Here is a 17,055-nt window from a genome sequence, read left to right as displayed (position 1 = left end):
AAATGAGACGGATGATTACAGCAATGGTTCATGACCAAGCAGGGGTGTTAAGTCGAATCACGAGTGTTTTGAATCGCCGACAAGTAAATATGGATAGTGTTTCGGTAGGTCGGACAGAAAGAGACGGCGAATCCCGAATGACGATTATCATTCAAGCTGACACGTTAGCGGATGTTGAACAAGTAACGAAACAATTAAATAAACAAATCGATGTGGTTAAGGTTTCTGATGTAACCGATGAGCCACATTTAGAAAGAGAATTGGCGTTGATCAAGGTCAGCGCCCCAGCAGCAACACGTTCAGAAATTCAAGCGATGATTGATCCATTTCGAGCAGATGTCGTGGATGTTGGGCTGAAAACAATCGTGGTACAGGTTGCTGGTTCGACAGAAAAGGTCAACGCGTGTATCGACGTCTTACGACCTTATGGAATTAAGCAATTAGCACGAACCGGTGTAACCGGATTTAGCAGAGGTTAAACGCAAGATCTATTTTTAGATTTTGCTATTAATATAGTTTATAAAATTGGAGGAAAAATTATGGTTAAAGTTTATTATGATGATGCAGTAGCGAAGGATGCTTTAGAAGGAAAAACAATTGCTGTGGTGGGATATGGTTCTCAAGGACATGCTCATGCACAAAATCTACGTGACACGGGTCATCAAGTCGTGATCGGTGTACGAGAAGGAAAATCCGCTGAGGCTGCTCGTGAAGATGGATTTGATGTGTTGCCGGTAGCTGAAGCAACCAAAAAAGCCGAAGTAGTCATGATTTTAGCTCCAGATGAAATCCAAGGTGCTTTATACGATAATGAAATCGCACCGAATTTAGCAGATGGCAATGCTTTAGTCTTCGCACATGGTTTCAATATTCACTTTGATGTTATCAACCCACCGAAAAATATGGATGTTTTCTTAGTAGCTCCAAAAGGTCCCGGTCATTTAGTTCGTCGTACCTTTACTGAAGGCTTCGCGGTGCCAGCATTATTTGCCGTTCATCAAGATGCAACAGGAACTGCTCGCGATTTAGCGCTATCTTATGCGAAAGGCATTGGCGCTACACGAGTAGGTGTCTTGGAAACTACCTTTAAGGAAGAAACTGAAACTGATCTATTTGGCGAACAGGCAGTGCTTTGCGGCGGCTTAACGAGTATGATTGAGGCTGGTTTTGAAACATTAGTCGAAGCAGGTTACCAACCTGAATTGGCATACTTTGAAGTTTGTCATGAAATCAAATTGATAGTAGATTTGATTTATGAAGGGGGCTTTGCGAAAATGCGTAATTCGATTTCTAACACAGCGGAATATGGAGATTACGTTTCTGGACCACGTGTGATTACCGACCAAGCGAAAGCTGGCATGAAGGAAGTTTTAACCGATATCCAAAATGGGAAATTTGCCAAAGGCTTTATTGACGATAATAAGAACGGCTTCCCTGAATTCAAGAAGATGCGTGAGGAAAGTGCTGGACATCAAATTGAAAAAGTGGGCGGCGAGTTACGGAAAATGATGCCATTTGTAAGTCGTAAAGATTAATGGGGGATGCAGCGATGGAATTGATCAAAGATACTGAGGTTCGCAGTGCCTATCAATTATTGAAGGACTCTGTCAACCACACGCCGTTACAATATGATCGTTATTTATCTGAAAAATATCAAGCGACTGTTTTATTAAAGCGAGAGGACCTGCAAAAAGTTCGTTCATTTAAATTACGCGGTGCTTATTATGCCATTAAGAAACTTCCAGAGGCGGATTTGAAGAAAGGTGTGGTTTGTGCGAGTGCGGGAAATCACGCGCAGGGAGTTGCTTACACGTGTCATGAATTAAAGACGCGGGCAGCAATTTTTATGCCTACCACCACACCGCAACAAAAAGTTTCGCAAGTAAGATTTTTTGGTGGTGAATTTGCGGATATTCATTTAGTCGGCGATACCTTTGACGCTTCTGCTGCTGCCGCAAAAAAATACTGCGAAGAAAACGGCATGACCTTTATCGATCCTTTTAATGATAAAAATATTATTGCCGGTCAAGGAACGCTGGCTTTGGAAATGATGACTGATGCAGAAAGCGAAGGTTATAAACCTGATTTCGTGATCACAGCAATTGGTGGAGGCGGCTTAATCAGTGGTGTGGCGTCTTATGTGAAGAACACCTCACCAACAACCAAAGTGATAGGCGTTGAACCTAAAGGAGCGGCTTCGATGCAGGCAGCCTTTGAGGAAGAGCAGCCAGTTAAACTAACCGAGATCGATAAATTCGTCGATGGAGCAGCAGTTCAACGTGTCGGTGAAATCACATATTCTCATAGTAGGGAATATGTTGACGAACTGATGTCAGTTGATGAAGGCTTAATCTGTTCAACTATCTTAGATTTGTATGGTAAACAAGCCATAGTAGTTGAACCAGCGGGCGCTATGAGTGTGGCTGCTTTAGATTTGATGAAAGACCAGATCAAAGGGAAAACAGTGATCTGTGTTATCAGTGGTGGAAACAACGATATTAACCGAATGGCTGAGATCGAAGAGCGTTCGTTGATTTATGAAGGCTTGAAGCATTACTTTGTCGTGAATTTTCCGCAACGTCCAGGAGCATTGAAGGAATTTGTATCAGAGGTCTTAGGTGAGGGCGATGATATTACACGTTTCGAATATACGAAGAAAAGTAATCGTGGCACTGGACCAGTGGTAATTGGTGTGCTGTTGAGGAAGCCTGAAACCTTGCCAGATTTATTGAAGCGGTTAAAAGAATTTGATTCGACCTATATCGAATTAAGTCAACATAAGACCCTTTATAATTTATTGGTTTGATTAAAAAAGGAACCCGAAAGAGATAATTTTCGGAGTTCCTTTTTTTATATGATCAATTGATGATTAGAATTAAAATAATTTTTATAGGCAGTATAACCGCCTATTATAGAGCCTAAACTTGTAGCCGAAAGCAGCATAAAGGTGACCATAATTTGATATTTGATTGCATGGACTGGATCTAGTCCAGCGAAAATCAATCCTGACATCATGCCTGGCAAACTAACGAGCCCCACTGTTTTAGCAGAATCAATGGTAGGCTGCATGGCGGTTTTGATACTTTGCTGTAGGATTGGCTTAGAAGCCAACTTGATTGAAGCTCCCAGCGCCAATTTTTCTAACACCTGTTGTCTTAAGTCGTGAAATTGAGTATTCAACGCTCGATAGCATAGACCGATTGCTACCATTGAGTTGCTGGCGATCATTCCAGTGATAGGAACGATTTGAGAAGGAATAAATTTAATAGCTCCAGCGAAAATCAATACGCCAAGAGTAATATAAGTGCTAATAAAAATTGCTGCTAATGAATGAAGATATTTTTTATGAAGACTAGGATTTCTCTTATGGGCATTCCAAGCAGCATTGAATACAATGAATAAACTCATTGCGATTGTCAAAAGATCATTGTTAACTTGAAAAATATATTTTAATAAATAACCAACAATAACTAATTGGATGATAGCTCGGATAATACTAAGAAAGATATCTTTCGATAAATTCAATTTTTCTTTGGAACTAATGACAACAGCGATTAGTACTAATGCAAAAGCTAAGACTAAAGAAAGATCATTGACAGCTAATTGATTCATTGTTTGAGTTTCCCCCCTTGGATAAGTAGTAATTTTTCTGCTTCTTGGATCTCTGCTTCATCATGCGTCACCTGTAAGATCGTACAGCCCTTTTGTTGAATGTTTTTGATTAAGCGATGAATGATTCTCTTTGTTTGTTCATCCAAACCTGTCGTTACCTCATCCAATAACAAAATCTGCGGCAAAAATAAAATGTTGCGGATCAGTGCTACTCGTTGACGTTCACCACCAGATAGCTCAGAAATATTTTTAGTCAGATACTCTTTTGGCAGATCGACCATTTCTAAATGTTCCATCATTTTGCTTTGATCAGGAGTAAGGTTCCTAATAGTATAAGGCAGAGTTAAATTGTCCAGTACAGTTTCACCAAATAATGAAGGTTGCTGAAAACAATAGGAGACCTGTTGACGGTATTCGGTATAGTCATATTGTTGCTGAGACTTTCCCTGAAAAAGAATTTCGCCGCTGGTTGGAGTTAGCAACGAAGCGATCAATCGAAGTAATGTACTTTTTCCTCCTCCTGAAGGACCCGAAATTGTTAAGAAAGCTCCTTGTTCTACTATCAAAGAAATCTGATCTAAAATGATTCGCTGATCACTTTGATAACTGACAGCCTCCAGTTTTAATAAAACCATATCAAATACTTTCCTTTCTAGGTTCATAAGGAACGACTACCAAAAGTGCAGGCATATCCTTCACGATTAAATGTTTTAGCTTTAGTTCAGGATAAAGTTTAAAGGTACTTGTTTTTCCGAAACGATCTAAAAAATAGTCTTGAATCTGTTGTTCGCTCCATTGTCTTGCTGGAAAATGCCAGTAGTGATCATTTTCCTTAACAAAAACAAAGCCAACACTCCAAGCTCTTTTTATTTCAGTTGGAAGCTGAGCTAGTTTTTCTTGAAAATTTTCCATGAATATCCTCCATTCATTATTTCTCTTCAAAGTCCTATCATCAAAAAAGCCAATTCTATTAAACCAGTCTTTTTTACTTCTGTACACTTATTGAGCCTATTATAACTTACTAATTTCCTGAAAAGTAGGTGAGATTGAGTTTCTTGCGTTTTCAGAGTTTTTTTCTAGTAATTTTCTTTTTTTGATAAAAAGCAAATAAGTGTAAATCTTTTTCATTTAACTCAAAATGTTTTACACTATATCCGTAAGAATTTTTACACTTATTAGGAGGTTTGTTTATTATGGCAAAAGAACATTACGATAGAAGTAAACCACACGTTAATATTGGTACCATTGGTCACGTCGACCATGGGAAAACAACTTTAACGGCAGCAATCACAACGGTATTAGGTAAGAAAGGTCTAGCAAACCCTCAAGACTATGCTAGTATCGATGCTGCACCCGAAGAACGTGAACGTGGAATCACTATCAACACTGCACACGTTGAATATGAAACTGAAAAACGCCACTATGCTCATATTGATGCTCCAGGACACGCGGACTATGTGAAAAACATGATCACCGGTGCTGCTCAAATGGATGGTGCAATCCTAGTAGTATCAGCTACTGATGGTCCAATGCCGCAAACACGTGAACATATTTTGCTATCACGGCAAGTGGGTGTTAAGCATTTAATTGTATTCTTAAACAAAGTTGACTTAGTCGACGATGAAGAATTAATTGATCTAGTGGAAATGGAAGTCCGTGAATTACTTTCTGAATATGGTTTCCCTGGCGATGATATTCCAGTTCTTAAAGGTTCTGCTTTGAAAGCTTTAGAAGGCGATCCTGAACAAGAACAAGTAATCCTTGATTTAATGGATACAGTTGACGAATACATCCCAACGCCAGAACGTGACACTGACAAGCCATTCTTGTTACCAGTCGAAGACGTATTTTCTATCACTGGTCGTGGGACTGTAGCCTCTGGTCGTATCGATCGTGGTGAAGTTAAAGTCGGTGATGAAGTGGAAATCATCGGGATCAAACCTGAAATTCAAAAAGCAGTCGTAACTGGTCTTGAAATGTTCCGTAAAACATTGGATTATGGTGAAGCTGGCGATAACGTGGGTGTTCTATTACGTGGGATTACACGTGACGAAATCGAACGTGGTCAAGTCTTAGCTAAACCAGGTTCAATCACACCGCACACAAAATTCAGTGCAGAAGTTTACGTATTAACGAAAGAAGAAGGTGGACGTCATACACCATTCTTCAACAACTATCGTCCTCAATTCTACTTCCGTACAACTGACGTTACCGGAAACATCGCATTGCCAGAAGGAACTGAAATGGTTATGCCTGGCGATAACGTTACAATCGACGTTGAATTGATTCACCCAATTGCGGTAGAAAAAGGAACGACTTTCTCTATTCGTGAGGGCGGACGTACCGTTGGTTCAGGTATCGTAACTGAAATCGAAGCATAAATAGATTTGCTTAACACGCAACGCTAGTCGTTGCGTGTTTTTTGTGTTCTTTAAAACTCGCCTTGCGCCTATTTTATTTGATTGCTATGATATTTCTAAACGGGATAAAAAGGAGAGCCTATGGAAAAAGTGTTTGTTAGTCCTATGACATATCGTCAGGGAGAAAATGTTCTGTGGAATCACTTAGAAGATATTCTAGCTTTTGGTCAAAAAGGTTTAATTGTAACTGATGGTTTTGTTTATCAAATGCTGGGAGAACGATTGTACCAGAAACTAACGAAGCTAGGAGGAGAAATGTTTGTATGGGTAACAGAAGAAGATAGACCAAGTGAAACGTTCGATTATATTGTTGCTTTAGGCGGTGGTCGGGCGATTGATTTAGGAAAGTCGTTGGCTTTTGAATCAAATGCGTCCTGTATCGTTGTTCCTACATCGGCAGCAACCGACGCGCCAACATCACGTATCTCGGTGAAATACCGTAACGGTTATTTCGAGAAATATTCCTATTATGCTAAAAGTCCTGATCTTGTTTTAATTGATACAGCAATTTTAATCAATAGTCCGGTTCATTTTTTGACGGCGGGAATCGCAGATGGGTTATCGACTTCAATTGAAGCAAGAACAGTACGAGAAAATCGTGGTGTGAATACTTTAGGTGCTGCGCCAACATTTGCAGCTGAAGCAATTGCCGAAAAATGTCGTGACGTTTTGCTTAACTATGCAGAAGCGGCAGTGGAAGCGAATAAACATGGAAAAGTTACGCCAGCATTTGAGGCAGTCGTTGAGGCCAATACGCTATTGAGTGGTATTGGCTTTGAATCCGGCGGACTGAGTATTGCTCATGCACTTCATAATGCTATGGTCAGTTTGTGGGGCGGAGAAATAAAAGGGAGCCATGGTCAAATTATCGCTATGACTACTTTGCAGCAATTACAAATAGAAGGTCGAAAAGAGGAGTTCTCAAGATATCAAGCCCTATTCGAAAAGTTGGAGTTGCCGATTACTTATGAAGCCCTATCCGTTTTACCATCAGCAAACGAACTGCAAAAAGTCACAAATCTAGCTTTTTCACCAGAAGATGGGATTATTCGCAGCAATGTATCAGTAACAAAAGATGAAGTCTATAAAATCCTTTTAACATTCAGAAAAACCCGTGAAATCTAAAATGATTTCACGGGTTTCGTGTTAAATATTCAAAACTTTATTCAAGAAATCTTGAGTTCTTGGATTGTGAGGATTATTGAAGACTTGTTCGGGTGTGCCGTCTTCTAAAATTTTCCCACCATCAGTAAAGATGACACGATCGGCTACTTCTTTGGCGAAGCCCATTTCATGGGTAACGATGACCATCGTCATTCCTTGTAAAGCTAAATCCTTCATTACCTTCAACACGTCCCCAACCATTTCTGGGTCAAGCGCCGAAGTAGGTTCGTCAAACAACATAATATCAGGATTCATGGCTAACGCACGCGCAATCGCCACACGCTGCTTTTGACCACCTGATAAACTGTCTGGATAATCATTTTTCTTTTCTGCAAGCCCAACTTGTGTTAGTAGTTCAACGCCACGTTTGTCAGCAGACTCTTTTGATTCCCCCTTTAAATCAAGAGGAGCTAATGTGATGTTTTCTAATACAGTCAGGTGAGGGAACAAATTGAAATGTTGGAAAACCATTCCAATATGCTGACGTACTAAATTGATATCTGTATGTTTATCTGTCAGATCCTGTCCATCAATAATGATCTCACCTGAAGTAGGTTCTTCTAAGTGGTTCATACAACGTAAGAACGTACTTTTCCCAGAACCAGATGGTCCGATGATGCAGACCACTTCACCTTCACTGATAGTGATATTTAAGTCATTTAAAACAGTATTGTCTCCGAATTTTTTAACTAAATGATTGACGACGATTTTATTATCCATCATTTTTTCCATCTATTTCACCTTCTCGTAATATATATTTTGAAGAAACTTTCATTCCTTCAATCGCCCTTAGGGGCTATTCCTAATATGTTTAAATAAAATAACGATTACTACTTGGATACTGTAGGATATTCCTGAATAATAAGTCTTGGAAAGGACTTACGGGAAGACGCTATCACCTTCTGCAGTTTTACTGCGACAGAAAGTCTGTGACCCGAACCGTTGGTATAACCTCCAACACACTAGCTGAGTCCATTGACCTCTACCAATCCTAGTAGAGATTGGGTGGCTTAGAGGTTTAATGAATGAAACTCTATTATGCGAGGCTGTCGTTAGACAACGTGATTCTGGGATATCCCACAGTACCCAAGCAATTTCCGAATAATCAATGAAAGGAGGTCCTTCCACATGAAACTATTTGTCGGTTTAGACGTTAGTTCTGAAAAATTAGATGCTTGCTTTATGACAGACGATTCAACTTGCTCTGTTTTAAAAGAAGCATCTTATGGAAATAGTCAACTTGGCGCAAGCCAGATCAAAGAATACATTCTCGAATTTTCTCAAAAATTTGAGATAGAGAGCTTAGTGATTGGAATGGAGGCCACATCTTTATATAGCTTTCATCCAGCTATGTTTTTTAAAGAAGATCTTGAGTTAAATCAATTGAACCTTATGGTTTCAGTTGAACAACCAAATAAAATTAAAAAGTATCGTGATATTTTTGAAGAAAACAAAAACGATCAAATTGATGCTTTTTATATCGCTGACTATTTTCGCATCCAAAGGCAAGTCAACTCCATCATTAAAGAGGAAGAATACCTTGCCCTCCAACACTTAACTAGAACGCGTTATCAGCTAATTAAACAGCTGGTTCGTACAAAGCAACACTTTATCGAAAACATTTATTATAAATGCAACACGCTTTCTAAAGAACTAAAAGCAGAAGGTGGATCCGTTTTAAGTGCCACATTAGTAACTCTAATGACGGAAGATTACACAATGGACCAACTTGCCGAACTGTCATTAGAAGAGTTTGCGAACCTAATTCAAAAACTAGGGAAGTATCGTTTTAAAAATCCCGAAGGAATTGCAAAGGCAATTTCTAAAGCCATACGTAGTTCCTACCGGTTAGGAAAAGTCCATCAGGACTCTGTAGATATTGTTTTGGGTGTTCTAGCCAAAGAAATTCGTAGTCTTGAAAAGTTAATTAAAGACTTAGACAAAGCCATTGACGATTTAGTCGTTGTGCTACCTGAATATCAATGTTTAACCAGTATTCCAGGAATCGGTCCTGTTTATGCTGCGGGTATACTCGCTGAAATTGGCCCTATCAATCGCTTTTCAGATGAAAGCAAATTGGCTAAATATGCCGGTTTATATTGGCGACAGAACCAATCAGGTAACTCTGAGTATGAAAATACTCCTATGGCCAAACGAGGCAATCGTTATCTCCGTTATTATCTAGTTGAAGCCACCAACTCCGTAAGGAGATACGAGCCTGAGTACCATGCGTATTATAAGAAAAAATACGCTGAAACACCCAAGCATAAACACAAACGAGCCATCGTACTAACCGCAAGAAAATTTACGCGTCTGGTGGATACGCTACTACGTAACCATCAACTCTATATGCCACCAAGGAGCGTGATAGATAAATAACAGTATGTTATTGACGCTAATCCTTGGAAGTACCCGAAAAAATTTTTAATTTTGGTCGGGTTTAGTTCAGTGCGCTTCAAAAATTAACTACCTTTAAAAATCTTTTGAAAAATTATCTTGACTTATTACCACTAGACTTTTCTAAACGGTTCGCTAACTTAGTCAAGATCGTGATCAAGATCAAGTACATAATCGCAATGATCAAGTAAACGTAAGAACTTTGTGTGGTTCGAGCTACAATGATCTTACCAGTTTGCAGTAATTCTACCACACCAATTGCGGAAATGATCGTTGTATCCTTCAAACTGATAACAAATTGATTGATGAAAGAAGGGATCATAATTTTCACTGCCTGCGGCAAAATAATTTTCTGCATGGTGCGATTGTACGATAGACCTAAGCTACGTGAAGCCTCCATTTGCCCAACTGGAACAGCATTGATACCACCACGAACAATTTCAGCGATGTATGCACTTGCGTTCAAGGTTAAAGTAATAATCCCAGCTGCGAAATCAGGAATTTTGATGCCTGTAATCCCAGGTAAGCCGAAGAAAATAAAGAAGGCTAATACCATCATTGGAATACCACGAATAATGTCGATATAAATACCTGCAAAAGTGCGTAGACCTCGAACAGGTGAGACACGGAACAGTCCGAAGATTACTCCTAATACCAATGCGAGAGCAAATGAGACTAAAGCTAAAACGATCGTCTTCCATAAACCATCCAACAATGATTTATAGTTGTTTTTTAATAAGCCGGTGATCGTTGATTCATCCACAGAATCTTTTTTCTCTTCCTTTTCAGTACCAATGTATTTATTCACGATCTCATCGTATTCGCCAGTTCGTTTCATCTCTTTTAAAGCTTCGGTGAACATTTCACGAAGCTCAGCATTTTGCCCTTTTTTAACCGCAAAACCATACTCCCCGCCAATTTCACGTTTGATCGGTGTTTTCAAGTTTTGCCCTTGATTTACGGCATAACCGATAACAGGGTAGTCATCCATCATGGCATCAATTGATCCAACCTTCAATGCATCATATAGTTGATCGGCAGCATCGAAGCTCTTGACGTTATACCCATATTCTTTCTTGTGTGCTTCCAGAAAATCAGCACTTTCAGTACCAACTTTGGCCCCAACTGTTTTATCTTTTAAATCTTTGTAAGATTTGATATCTTTATTGTCTTTTGCAACGGCTAATTGAATCCCACTTTGGAAGTAAGGATCGGAGAAATCATAGTTAGCTTTCCGTTCGTCTGTAATGGTCATTCCGGCAATCATGCCATCAGCTTGCCCAGATTCAAGAGCCTGCATAGCAGAAGAGAAGCCGATAAATTTCATATCTAATTTAAAACCTTGCAGTTCAGCTGCTCGTTTTAGCAAATCGACATCGATGCCTTTGTATTCTCCATCACTATCTTTGTACTCAAACGGTGCAAAAGCAGAATCACTAGCAACCACGTAAACATCTTTTTTCGGTTCAATTTTCTTCATTTCATCTGAAGCTGCGGCTTGATCACCAGAACCAGTTGAAATATATTTGGCAACGATTTTATCATAGCTGCCGTCTTTCTTTAAATCCTTCAATCCCTGATTAAATTTCTTCAATAATTCTTTGTTTTCACCTTTCTTAACAGCAAAACCATAAGAACTGCCTTTTTCTGGCTCTCCTACCAATTTGAAGGGCTGTCCATTAGTTACAGCATAACCTAAAACGGGATAGTCATCGAAGATCGCAACGGAATTTCCATTGGTTAAGGCGTTGTACATTGCGTCAGCCGCTTCATATAGTTTAATTTCATAACCATATTTGTCTTTATTCTGCTCTAAGAAAGTCGCGCTTTCTGTACCGATTTTTGCAGAAACGGTTTTACCTTTTAAATCCTTGTAGTCCTTGATATCATCGTTGTCGTTTTTGACAGCCATCTGGATACCGCTGTCAAAGTATGGTTCTGAAAAGTCAAAAGTCTTTTTCCGTTCATCTGTAATACTCATTCCAGCAATCATACCGTCAAGCTGATCTGATTGAACTCCTTGGATTGAACTGTCAAAACCTAAGGGGCGTAAGTCCACTTTGAAATTTTGATCTTTGGCGATTTGGTTGATTAAATCGACATCGATTCCTATGTATTCGCCATCGGAGTTTTGAAATTCGAAAGGCGCAAATGTTAAGTCCGTTCCGATTTTATATGTCTTTTCCGCGGCGTCACTCTTATTGGCAAAGCCAAGTGTAAAAATACTTGCCATCAAAAAAACGACGAATGGAATTAATTTGTTTTTTCTCATAATAATCCTCCTATATACTTATCATTTGTTTATTATATGTTAGTTTAAGGATAAAACACAAGAGGGTTCATTGGTGGAAAGAAAAAAAGCAAAATTTTTATAACATGAAATGTAAGGAAAGGTAACATATCAGTTATTAAGAACTTTTTATGGCAAGAATAAAAAATGGCGAAAATATGTTCGGTATGCTATAATTTTGAAATGGAAAATCTTTGTTTATTTAATAGAAAAGGGGGATTTTTGTATGATTGAAAGAGTAACGGACAACACGTTCGATCTTCATTCAAAATATCAGCCTGCTGGCGATCAGCCCGAGGCCATTACACAGTTAGCCGAAGGAATCGTCGATGGAAAAAAAGCACAAATACTTTTAGGAGCTACCGGTACTGGGAAAACATACACAATTTCTAATGTCATTAAAGAAGTCAATAAACCAACCTTGATTATTGCCCATAACAAGACATTGGCGGGACAATTATATGGTGAGTTTAAGGAATTCTTTCCTAACAACGCGGTGGAGTATTTTGTCAGCTATTATGATTACTATCAGCCGGAGGCATATGTACCATCAAGTGATACTTATATTGAAAAGGATTCGAGTATCAATGACGAAATCGATAAGCTGCGTCACTCGGCAACTAGCGCTTTGCTGGAACGAAATGATGTGATTGTAGTTGCGTCGGTTTCTTGTATCTTTGGTTTGGGTTCGCCGAAGGAATATTTAGAACAAGTAGTTTCATTGCGAGTGGGAATGGAAATGGATCGAAACCAGCTGTTGCGAAATTTAATCGATATTCAATTTGAGCGAAACGATATCGATTTTCAACGTGGACGCTTTCGCGTTCGTGGTGATGTAGTGGAAATATTCCCCGCATCACGTGACGAGCGCGCTTTACGTGTGGAATTTTTTGGTGATGAGATCGAACGTATCCGTGAAGTTGATGCTCTAACTGGAGAAATTACGGGAGAAACGGAGCATGTCGCAATATTTCCTGCAACTCACTTCTTAACGAATGAAGGGCATATGGAAGTAGCCATCAGCAATATTCAAAAAGAATTAGAAGATCGCTTGGAAGTATTACGCAATGATAATAAATTACTAGAAGCACAGCGCCTAGAACAACGAACGAATTATGATATTGAAATGTTGCGAGAAATGGGCTATACATCAGGAATCGAAAACTATTCTAGACATATGGATGGTCGTAAAGAAGGGGAACCGCCTTATACCTTAATAGACTTCTTCCCTGAAGATTTCTTACTTGTAGTCGATGAGTCACATGTGACGATGCCTCAAGTTCGCGGAATGTATAATGGTGACCGTGCGCGGAAGCAAATGCTTGTAGATTATGGATTCCGCTTACCATCAGCATTAGACAATCGTCCTTTACGTCTGGAAGAATTTGAAGAACGGGTCAATCAGATTGTTTATGTTTCAGCGACACCAGGACCTTATGAACATGAAGAAACAGATACTGTGGTAGAACAAATTATTCGTCCAACCGGGTTATTGGATCCGGTAATTGAAGTGCGCCCGATTATGGGGCAAATCGATGATCTTGTTGGTGAAATTAATGAGCGTTCTGAACGAAATGAGCGTGTCTTTGTCACGACCTTAACGAAAAAAATGTCCGAAGATTTGACAGACTATTTCAAAGAGCTAGGAATCAAAGTCAAGTATCTTCACAGTGATATTAAAACACTGGAACGGACTGAGATCATTCGAGATCTGCGTTTAGGGAAGTTTGATGTACTTGTGGGAATTAACTTACTGCGTGAAGGGTTGGATGTGCCGGAAGTTTCGTTGGTTGCAATCTTAGACGCTGACAAGGAAGGATTCCTGCGAAGTGAACGATCGCTCGTTCAAACGATTGGTCGAGCAGCCCGTAACTCAGAAGGTAAAGTTATTATGTATGCTGATAAAGTGACGGATTCGATGCAACGAGCAATGGATGAAACGTCACGACGTCGCAGTATTCAAGAACAGTATAATGAAGAACACGGAATCGTGCCGAAGACAATCATTAAAGAAATTCGTGATTTGATCTCGATCAGTAAAGTCGCAGATGATACTGAGTCATATGACGCCACTTCATTTGACGAGCTTTCTAAATCCGAACGAAAAGAACTTATCGCTAAAATGGAAGACGAAATGCGTGAAGCTGCTAAGACACTTGATTTTGAGACTGCTGCAACCTTACGAGATACGATTCTAGAGCTAAAAGCAGCAGAATAGACAAATCTAATTAGTAAGAGTATGATTCCGCTTTGCTGCCTTGCTAATCTTAGTGAAATAAAATTAATAAGGCAGCTAAGCATAAAAAAATTACAGTAAATCAATGAAATAGGAGATATAAATGGCAAATGATAAGATAGTTATTCACGGAGCGCGCGCTCATAATTTGAAAAATGTAGATGTCACGATTCCTCGTGATAAAATGGTGGTTGTTACTGGTTTATCAGGTTCTGGAAAGAGTTCATTGGCCTTTGATACGTTGTATGCGGAAGGCCAACGTCGTTATGTGGAGAGTCTATCTGCATACGCCCGTCAATTCTTAGGTCAAATGGATAAGCCGGATGTTGATAGTATTGATGGCTTAAGCCCAGCGATTTCTATCGACCAAAAGACAACAAGCAAGAATCCTCGATCGACTGTGGGAACTGTAACTGAAATCAATGATTATTTACGATTGCTTTATGCCCGCGTAGGTCATCCAATTTGTCCTAATGATCATATTGAAATCACTTCACAGTCAGTGGAGCAAATGGTCGATAAAGTTTTGGAATTACCCGAACGGACGAAAATTCAAATTCTAGCTCCCGTAGTTGCTAAGAAAAAAGGGCAGCATAAAAAAGTTTTTGAAATGATTCAACGGGAAGGTTACGTCCGCATGCGTGTTGATGGTGAATTGTATGATGTAACCGAAGCTCCTGAACTAACCAAAAATAAAAAGCATGATATCGAAATTATCGTTGACCGGATCGTTGTAAAAGATGGCATTCGATCGCGCTTATTTGATTCTTTTGAAGCAGCTTTGCGTTTAGCAGAGGGTTATGCGATTGTTGATGTGATCGGTGAAAAAGAAATGCTATTCAGTGAACATTATGCTTGTCCTTATTGTGGATTTACTGTTGGCGAGCTTGAACCTCGTCTGTTTTCATTCAACGCACCATTTGGCGCTTGTCCAGATTGTGATGGTTTAGGGGTGAAACTAGAAGTCGATATGGATCTAGTGATTCCCGATCAAAGTAAGACATTACGTCAAGGCGCCTTGATTCCTTGGAATCCAATCAGTTCGCAATACTATCCACAAATGTTGGAACAGGCCTGCTTGAGCTTTGGCATTGACATGGATACACCTTTTGAAGATTTACCGAAGGAACATCAGGATATTATTTTAAATGGTTCTAACGGGGAGAACTTCCATTTCCATTATGAAAATGATTTTGGCGGTGTTCGTGACGTAGAGGTGCCATTTGAAGGGATTATCAACAATATTAACCGTCGATACGCTGAAACAAATAGTGATTTCACTCGTGATCAAATGCGTTTGTATATGACTGAGTTGACCTGTCAAACTTGTCATGGGTATCGTTTGAACCCTCAAGCCTTGTCAGTTCAGATCAATGATACGAATATCGGACAGGTGAGTGAAGATTCAATTAATAGCGCACTAGACTTTTTCGAAACAATTTCTTTGAGCGAGCAAGAAAAAGTTATCGCTAAACCCATTTTGAAAGAAATTAAGGATCGGCTAAGCTTTCTGCGAAATGTCGGTCTGGATTATCTGACCTTAAGCCGTGCTTCTGGAACATTGTCTGGAGGAGAAGCGCAACGAATTCGATTAGCAACTCAGATTGGTTCAAATTTATCTGGTGTGCTTTATATTTTAGATGAGCCATCAATTGGTTTGCATCAACGAGATAATGACCGTTTGATCGAATCTTTAAAGAAAATGCGCGATCTTGGAAATACGTTGATCGTTGTTGAACATGATGAAGACACAATGCGCGCTGCGGATTATCTGATTGATGTAGGTCCAGGAGCAGGTGATCAGGGCGGAGAAATCGTGGCTGCTGGGACACCAAAAGAAGTTGAAAAGAATCCTAAATCGTTAACTGGTCAATATTTATCTGGTAAACGAGAAATTGCTGTACCTAAGGAACGCCGGAAAGGAAATGGCAAGAAGATCAAAATCACCGGTGCTGCTGAGAATAATTTAAAAAATATTGATGCAGAGTTCCCATTAGGTAAGTTTGTCGCGGTTACAGGTGTTTCTGGCTCAGGAAAGTCAACTCTGGTTAATCAAATATTGAAGAAAGCTCTAGCGCAAAAGCTCAATCGTAACTCCAATAAACCAGGCAAATTCAAGAAGATCACTGGTTACAATAATATTGAAAAATTAGTTGATATTGATCAAAGTCCAATTGGACGGACACCACGAAGCAATCCGGCAACCTATACGAGTGTGTTTGATGACATTCGTGATTTATTTGCTCAAACAAATGAAGCAAAAATTCGTGGCTATAAAAAAGGACGATTCAGTTTTAACGTTAAGGGTGGCCGCTGTGAGGCTTGTCGCGGAGACGGAATCATCAAAATTGAAATGCATTTCTTACCAGATGTGTATGTTCCGTGTGAAGTTTGTCATGGCAAACGCTACAACTCAGAAACGTTGGAAGTTCACTACAAAGGTAAGAATATTGCGGATATTTTAGAAATGACTGTCGAAGATGCCGTAGAGTTCTTCAAGCATATACCTAAAATTCATCGAAAATTGCAAACGATTGTTGATGTTGGTTTAGGTTATGTTACTATGGGGCAACCAGCAACGACGCTATCTGGTGGTGAAGCGCAACGGATGAAGCTTGCCAGCGAACTGCACAAGAATTCGAATGGTAAGAATTTTTATATCCTGGATGAACCAACTACTGGGTTGCATACAGATGACATTGCACGTTTATTGAAGGTGCTTGAACGCTTCGTTGACGCTGGTAACACAGTTCTGGTAATTGAACATAATTTAGATGTGATTAAGTCAGCTGACTATGTGATTGATTTGGGACCAGAAGGCGGCGATGGCGGCGGTACTGTTTTAGCGACAGGTACACCTGAAGAAATTGCTGAAGTACCGGAGAGTTACACCGGACATTATTTAAAACGCGTTCTTAAAAAATAAGTAACTGATA

At 39.5% G+C, this 17,055-nt stretch carries 13 protein-coding genes; 8 read left to right on the top strand and 5 right to left on the bottom strand.

Translation table 11 applies throughout. The annotated features are described in order from the left end of the window. The first annotated feature begins 2 nt into the window (after positions 1-2). From ilvN to ilvA, 3 genes are read left to right on the top strand one after another with little or no spacing between them, the layout of a single operon-like run. Positions 3-479, top strand: a complete 477-nt coding sequence (gene ilvN / locus IGI52_RS04835) for an acetolactate synthase small subunit (protein ID WP_016179202.1) — start codon at positions 3-5, stop codon at positions 477-479. A 60-nt stretch (positions 480-539) separates the two neighbouring features. Further along, complete coding sequence (gene ilvC, locus IGI52_RS04830) at positions 540-1,535, top strand: ketol-acid reductoisomerase (protein ID WP_438780616.1); 996 nt, start codon at positions 540-542, stop codon at positions 1,533-1,535. A 14-nt stretch (positions 1,536-1,549) separates the two neighbouring features. Next, a complete protein-coding gene (gene ilvA, locus IGI52_RS04825; RefSeq protein WP_438780615.1) occupies positions 1,550-2,806 on the top strand; it encodes a threonine ammonia-lyase IlvA in 1,257 nt (418 codons plus the stop codon). 44 nt (positions 2,807-2,850) lie between these two features. Here the strand turns inward: ilvA and IGI52_RS04820 are convergent, their stop codons facing one another. From IGI52_RS04820 to IGI52_RS04810, 3 genes are read right to left on the bottom strand one after another with little or no spacing between them, the layout of a single operon-like run. Next, positions 2,851-3,612 (bottom strand): ABC transporter permease, encoded by a 762-nt coding sequence (locus tag IGI52_RS04820; RefSeq protein WP_270791433.1) that lies wholly within the window; start codon positions 3,610-3,612, stop codon positions 2,851-2,853. Then, positions 3,609-4,247, bottom strand: a complete 639-nt coding sequence (locus IGI52_RS04815; protein ID WP_311855191.1) for an ABC transporter ATP-binding protein — start codon at positions 4,245-4,247, stop codon at positions 3,609-3,611. Before IGI52_RS04815 ends, IGI52_RS04820 begins: the two co-directional genes overlap by 4 nt. A 1-nt stretch (position 4,248) precedes the next feature. Beyond that, positions 4,249-4,524, bottom strand: a complete 276-nt coding sequence (locus IGI52_RS04810; protein ID WP_102871140.1) for a hypothetical protein — start codon at positions 4,522-4,524, stop codon at positions 4,249-4,251. Between the two features lie 281 nt (positions 4,525-4,805). Here IGI52_RS04810 and tuf point away from each other — a divergent pair, with 281 nt between their 5' ends. Next, the gene (gene tuf / locus IGI52_RS04805; RefSeq protein WP_016179196.1) at positions 4,806-5,993 is read left to right on the top strand and encodes an elongation factor Tu; all 1,188 of its coding nucleotides are present in this window, start codon (positions 4,806-4,808) and stop codon (positions 5,991-5,993) included. Positions 5,994-6,113: 120 nt separating this feature from the next. Then, a complete protein-coding gene (locus IGI52_RS04800; RefSeq protein WP_438780614.1) occupies positions 6,114-7,157 on the top strand; it encodes a glycerol dehydrogenase in 1,044 nt (347 codons plus the stop codon). Positions 7,158-7,178: 21 nt separating this feature from the next. On the opposite strand, the gene IGI52_RS04795 is transcribed toward IGI52_RS04800, so the two are convergent. After that, positions 7,179-7,916, bottom strand: coding sequence for an amino acid ABC transporter ATP-binding protein (locus IGI52_RS04795; protein WP_034877127.1), 738 nt, complete (start codon positions 7,914-7,916; stop codon positions 7,179-7,181). A 408-nt stretch (positions 7,917-8,324) separates the two neighbouring features. Between IGI52_RS04795 and IGI52_RS04790 the strand changes: the two genes are divergently transcribed. Further along, complete coding sequence (locus IGI52_RS04790) at positions 8,325-9,575, top strand: IS110 family transposase (RefSeq protein WP_002346915.1); 1,251 nt, start codon at positions 8,325-8,327, stop codon at positions 9,573-9,575. A gap of 112 nt (positions 9,576-9,687) precedes the next feature. Here IGI52_RS04790 and IGI52_RS04785 read toward each other — a convergent pair whose 3' ends face one another. Next, the gene (locus tag IGI52_RS04785; protein WP_438780613.1) at positions 9,688-11,865 is read right to left on the bottom strand and encodes an amino acid ABC transporter substrate-binding protein/permease; all 2,178 of its coding nucleotides are present in this window, start codon (positions 11,863-11,865) and stop codon (positions 9,688-9,690) included. 244 nt (positions 11,866-12,109) lie between these two features. Here IGI52_RS04785 and uvrB point away from each other — a divergent pair, with 244 nt between their 5' ends. Both uvrB and uvrA read left to right on the top strand, forming a co-directional pair. After that, a complete protein-coding gene (gene uvrB, locus IGI52_RS04780) occupies positions 12,110-14,101 on the top strand; it encodes an excinuclease ABC subunit UvrB (protein ID WP_016179192.1) in 1,992 nt (663 codons plus the stop codon). A 121-nt stretch (positions 14,102-14,222) separates the two neighbouring features. Then, positions 14,223-17,045 carry an excinuclease ABC subunit UvrA gene (gene uvrA / locus IGI52_RS04775; protein WP_438780612.1) on the top strand — a complete coding sequence of 941 codons (2,823 nt, stop codon included), beginning with the start codon at positions 14,223-14,225 and terminating at the stop codon, positions 17,043-17,045. Positions 17,046-17,055 lie beyond the last annotated feature (10 nt).

Source organism: Enterococcus sp. DIV0187 (assembly GCF_051713785.1).
In the GTDB taxonomy this organism is placed as follows: Bacteria; Bacillota; Bacilli; order Lactobacillales; family Enterococcaceae; genus Enterococcus_A; species Enterococcus_A avium.
The sequence above is the reverse complement of the archived record's forward strand: the minus strand, read 5'-3'. Positions and strand labels throughout refer to the sequence as shown.